The sequence below is a fragment of the Pseudomonas sp. NPDC089741 genome (assembly GCF_044748825.1).
GTDB classification, from domain to species: domain Bacteria; phylum Pseudomonadota; class Gammaproteobacteria; order Pseudomonadales; family Pseudomonadaceae; genus Aquipseudomonas; species Aquipseudomonas helmanticensis.
The window spans coordinates 1-4,841 of record NZ_JBIVGT010000068.1 but is presented as its reverse complement, the minus strand read 5'-3'; the positions used below and the strand labels follow the sequence as shown (position 1 = coordinate 4,841).

Below are 4,841 nucleotides of genomic sequence, written 5' to 3'. Positions count from 1 at the left end.
GCATCAACACCGTCGCCCTTTACTCCAAGGCCGACAACGAGCAGATGCACCTGGGTCTGGCAGACGAATCCGTCTGCATCGGCCCGGCTTCTGCCGCGCACTCTTACCTGCACATCCCGGCAATCATCGCGGCCGCTGAAGTGACCGGCGCTACCGCCATTCACCCAGGCTACGGTTTCCTCGCGGAAAACGCTGATTTCGCCGAGCAGGTCGAGAACTCCGGCTTCGCTTTCATCGGCCCGAAAGCCGACACCATTCGCCTGATGGGCGACAAGGTATCGGCCAAGCACGCGATGATCGAAGCGGGCGTACCGACCGTTCCAGGTTCTGACGGCCCGTTGCCGGAAGACGAAGAAACGGCACTGCGCATCGGTCGTGAAGTCGGCTACCCGGTGATCATCAAAGCCGCTGGCGGCGGTGGTGGTCGCGGCATGCGCGTGGTGCACAAGGAAGAAGACCTGATCGCCTTCGCCAAACTGACCCGCACCGAAGCTGGCGCGGCGTTCGGCAACCCGATGGTCTATCTGGAAAAATTCCTGACCAATCCACGTCACGTGGAAGTTCAGGTTCTTTCTGACGGCCAGGGTCACGCGATCCATCTGGGCGACCGCGATTGCTCGCTGCAACGTCGTCACCAGAAGGTTCTCGAAGAAGCGCCGGCACCGGGCATCGACGAGAAGGCTCGCGAAGAAGTGCTGGCGCGCTGCGTCAAGGCGTGCATCGACATCGGTTACCGTGGCGCGGGCACTTTCGAGTTCCTCTACGAGAACGGTCGTTTCTACTTCATCGAAATGAACACGCGTGTTCAGGTAGAGCACCCGGTTTCGGAAATGGTTACCGGTATCGACATCGTCAAGGAGATGCTCAGCATCGCCGCTGGCAACAAGCTGTCGTTCACCCAGGACGACGTGGTAATCCGCGGTCACTCGCTGGAATGCCGGATCAACGCTGAAGACCCGAAAACCTTCATGCCGAGCCCGGGCACGGTCAAGCATTTCCACGCTCCAGGCGGCAACGGCGTTCGCGTCGATTCGCACCTGTACAGTGGCTATGCCGTTCCGCCGAACTACGACTCGCTGATCGGCAAGCTGATCACTTACGGCGCGACCCGCGACGAAGCCATGGCGCGCATGCGCAATGCCCTGGACGAAATCGTGGTTGACGGGATCAAGACCAACATCCCGCTGCACCGTGATCTGGTTCGTGACGAAGGCTTCTGCAAAGGGGGCGTGAACATTCACTACCTCGAGCACAAGCTGGCTGCCGAGAAGCACTAAGCTTCGAGCCGCACCAGACAAAGCCGCCTTCGGGCGGCTTTGTTGTTTCTGGAGTAGAGAAGATCAAAAGATCGCAGCCTTCGGCAGCTCCTACAGGGGATCGCGTTTCAGCGTAGGAGCTGCCGAAGGCTGCGATCTTTTGATCTTCAACCATGTTCGTGTTCTGCCGCGCGCTCGCGTAAACTTGCGCGCTTCTCGCCGGCCGCTAGGCTGCAATCAATATTTTTCAAAGGTGCCCGCCATGCCTTGGCTGCAAGTACGTCTCGCCATCAGCCCGGAACAAGCCGAAACCTACGAAGACGCTTTCCTTGAAGTCGGCGCTGTGTCGGTGACCTTCATGGACGCCGAAGATCAGCCGATCTTCGAACCGGAACTCAATACCACCCCGCTGTGGGCGCACACGCATCTGTTGGCGCTGTTCGAAGGCGGCACGGAACCGGCACCGGTTCTGGCCCATCTGGAACTGCTGACCGGCAGCCCGCTGCCCGAGCATCACAGCGAGGTCATCGAAGACCAGGATTGGGAACGTAGCTGGATGGACGGTTTCCAGCCGATGCGTTTCGGCCAGCGTCTGTGGATCGTGCCGAGCTGGCACGCCGCGCCTGAGCCGGACGCGGTCAATCTGCTGCTGGACCCGGGCCTCGCGTTCGGCACCGGCACTCACCCGACTACCGCGCTGTGCCTGGAATGGCTCGACGGCCAGGACCTGAAAGACTGCAACGTGCTCGATTTTGGCTGCGGCTCGGGGATTCTGGCCATCGCCGCCCTGCTGCTCGGCGCGAAAGAAGCAGTCGGCACCGACATCGACGTGCAGGCGCTGGAAGCGTCGCGCGACAACGCCGGGCGCAACAACATTGCCGAAGAGCTGTTCCCGCTGTACCTGCCGGAAGATCTGCCGCAGGTAGAAGCCGACGTGCTGGTCGCCAATATTCTCGCTGGCCCACTGGTTTCGCTGGCGCCGCAGTTGTCCAGCCTGGTGAAATCCGGTGGCCGTCTGGCGCTGTCGGGCATCCTTGCCGAGCAAGGCGATGAAGTCGCCGCCGCTTATGCACAGGATTTCGATCTTGACCCGATTGCCAATCGCGATGGCTGGGTGCGCATCACCGGCCGTCGGCGCTAGAATGACCGCCTGCATAATCCGGATCGCCGCATGACCGACAGTTTCGTCACCCAGTGCCCGCATTGCCAAACCAGTTTCCGTGTCAGCCATGCTCAATTGAGCGTGGCCCGCGGGGTGGTTCGCTGCGGCTCCTGCCTGCAAGTGTTCAACGCGGCCAAACAGCTGCTGGAACAACACGCCGGCAAGGATGCGGTGATTCCTGTCGCGCCGCCCATTGCCGAGCCGCCAGCGATTACGCAGCCAGCGCCGACCATCGAACCGCCCACCAGCGTCGAACCGCCGGTACCGCGCGCCATCAGCCAAAAGCAGTGGAGCGCGTCCGAGCTGGATCTCGACAGCCTCGATCTGGATGAAGAACTCGCTCGCCTCGAACAGCGCGAAATCCAGCCAACCACCGAATTCGGTCGTCAACGTGAAGACTCCCTGAGCGCTCGTCGCGACAGCCCTGAGCCGGATGAAACACTCTGGCGCGACACCTTGTTCAGCGAACGTTCCGATGAGCACACTGCCGAGCCCGAAGAAGACGAGCCAGAAACCGTCGACATCGAGCCGGTCAAAACAGCACGCACCGAGCCTTCGTTGTCGCTGGAACCGGTAGACCTGGACGACGAGCCGGCCATTCCGCAATTGCGCCTGCACGATCCGATTGACCCAAAGGCCCGTCGCGAACGCTTCACTGCCAGTGACGAAAGCGATGACGACGACATGCCAGTGATCGAACCGCTGCGCAAAAAACGCGAGCGTGGCGAACCTGGCGTGCGCGCCGAAGTCCTCCAGGACCTGACCGACGACCCGCTGCAACTCGACTGGCAGAAACGCCGCTCGCCGTGGGGCCGACGCCTGCTGTGGCTATTGTTGGTGCTGCTGGCAGCCGGCGGTCTCGTCGCCCAATACGTTTCTTACCATTTCGATGAACTGGCGCGACAGGATCAATACCGTCCCTGGTTCCAGCAAATCTGCCCGCAGATCGGCTGCACGGTGCCATCCAAGGTCGATATCGCGCGGATCAAGAGCAGTAATCTGGTGGTACGCAGCCACCCTGAATTCAGCGGCGCCCTGGTGGTCGATGCGATCATCTACAACCGCGCAACGTTCTCCCAGCCCTTTCCGCTGCTTGAACTGCGTTTTGCCGATCTCAATGGTCACCTGATCGCCAGTCGTCGCTTCAAACCCGGCGAGTACCTCAGTGGCGACCTGGAAGGTCTGGCGGAAATGCCGCCACAGACGCCGATCCACATTGCGCTGGATATTCTCGATCCAGGCCCGAAAGCGGTGAATTACAGCCTGAACTTTCACTCCCCCGAGTGAAACGCCTCACCGTTTCTGAATTGACGGCGGTTTTCTGACTTTGCCCTGCGCAACCAAACCGCTGGCAATAACAGAATAACTGTTCAGATTTTGTTCAATTCAGCCTTTATCCAGTCATCGAGAGCGGGTATCATGCCAACCCTTTTTCGAACTCTCATGATCCGGCCCCACTTCAGGGAAGTCCTATGTCGGCGGTACGCATCGGCCCATACACATTGCAGAACGGCTTGATTCTCGCCCCGATGGCGGGGGTCACCGATCAGCCCTTTCGTCAGCTGTGCAAGCGTCTGGGCGCAGGGCTTGTTGTCTCGGAAATGGTCACCAGCGACATGAGTTTGTGGAACACCCGCAAGTCACGCATGCGCATGATCCACGAAGGCGATCCCGAGCCACGTTCGGTACAGATTGCCGGTGGCGATGCGCAGATGCTCGCGGATGCAGCCCGGGCCAACGTCGAACTGGGCGCACAGATTATTGATATCAACATGGGTTGCCCGGCGAAGAAGGTCTGTAACAAGGCCGCCGGCTCCGCGTTGTTGAAAGATGAAGCACTGGTGACCGAGATCCTGCAGGCCGTTGTGGCTGCGGTTGATGTGCCGGTCACCCTGAAGATCCGCACGGGCTGGGATCGCGACAACAAGAACGGCCTGACCGTGGCGAAGATCGCCGAGCAGGCCGGGATCACCGCGTTGGCAGTGCATGGCCGCACTCGCGCCGATCTGTACAAGGGTGAAGCCGAATACGACACGATTGCCGCGATCAAGCAGGCGGTGTCGATCCCGGTGTTTGCCAATGGCGATATCGATTCGCCGGAAAAGGCCCGTTACGTCCTCGACGCAACCGGTGCCGATGGCCTGTTGATAGGCCGCGCTGCCCAAGGGCAGCCATGGATTTTTCGCGAGATCGAACACTTCCTGCGCACCGGCGAGAAATTGCCGGCGCCGGAGTTGGTCGAGGTGGAACACATTCTGCTGGAGCATCTGGCCGCACTTCACGCTTTCTATGGGGACGTGATGGGCGTGCGCATTGCCCGGAAGCATGTGGGCTGGTATCTCGCAACCTTGCCGGGCGCCAGGGAGTTTCGCGCCCACTTCAATCGTTTGGATGGTACGGAAACACAATGCGCCAACGTTCGG

General features: G+C 60.6%; 4 protein-coding genes. All 4 read left to right on the top strand.

What is annotated here, in order from left to right:
- Positions 1–1,277: acetyl-CoA carboxylase biotin carboxylase subunit (gene accC / locus ACIPZE_RS28625; protein ID WP_400776774.1), on the top strand; the 1,277-nt coding region annotated here is incomplete at its 5' end.
- Between the two features lie 241 nt (positions 1,278–1,518).
- Positions 1,519–2,397 (top strand): 50S ribosomal protein L11 methyltransferase, encoded by an 879-nt coding sequence (gene prmA / locus ACIPZE_RS28620; RefSeq protein WP_400776771.1) that lies wholly within the window; start codon positions 1,519–1,521, stop codon positions 2,395–2,397.
- A gap of 30 nt (positions 2,398–2,427) precedes the next feature.
- Positions 2,428–3,705: a DUF3426 domain-containing protein gene (locus ACIPZE_RS28615; RefSeq protein ID WP_400776769.1), complete on the top strand. Its 1,278-nt coding sequence runs from the start codon at positions 2,428–2,430 to the stop codon at positions 3,703–3,705.
- A gap of 185 nt (positions 3,706–3,890) precedes the next feature.
- Positions 3,891–4,841 (top strand): tRNA dihydrouridine synthase DusB (gene dusB / locus ACIPZE_RS28610; RefSeq protein ID WP_400776768.1); only part of this gene is annotated, 951 nt, incomplete at its 3' end.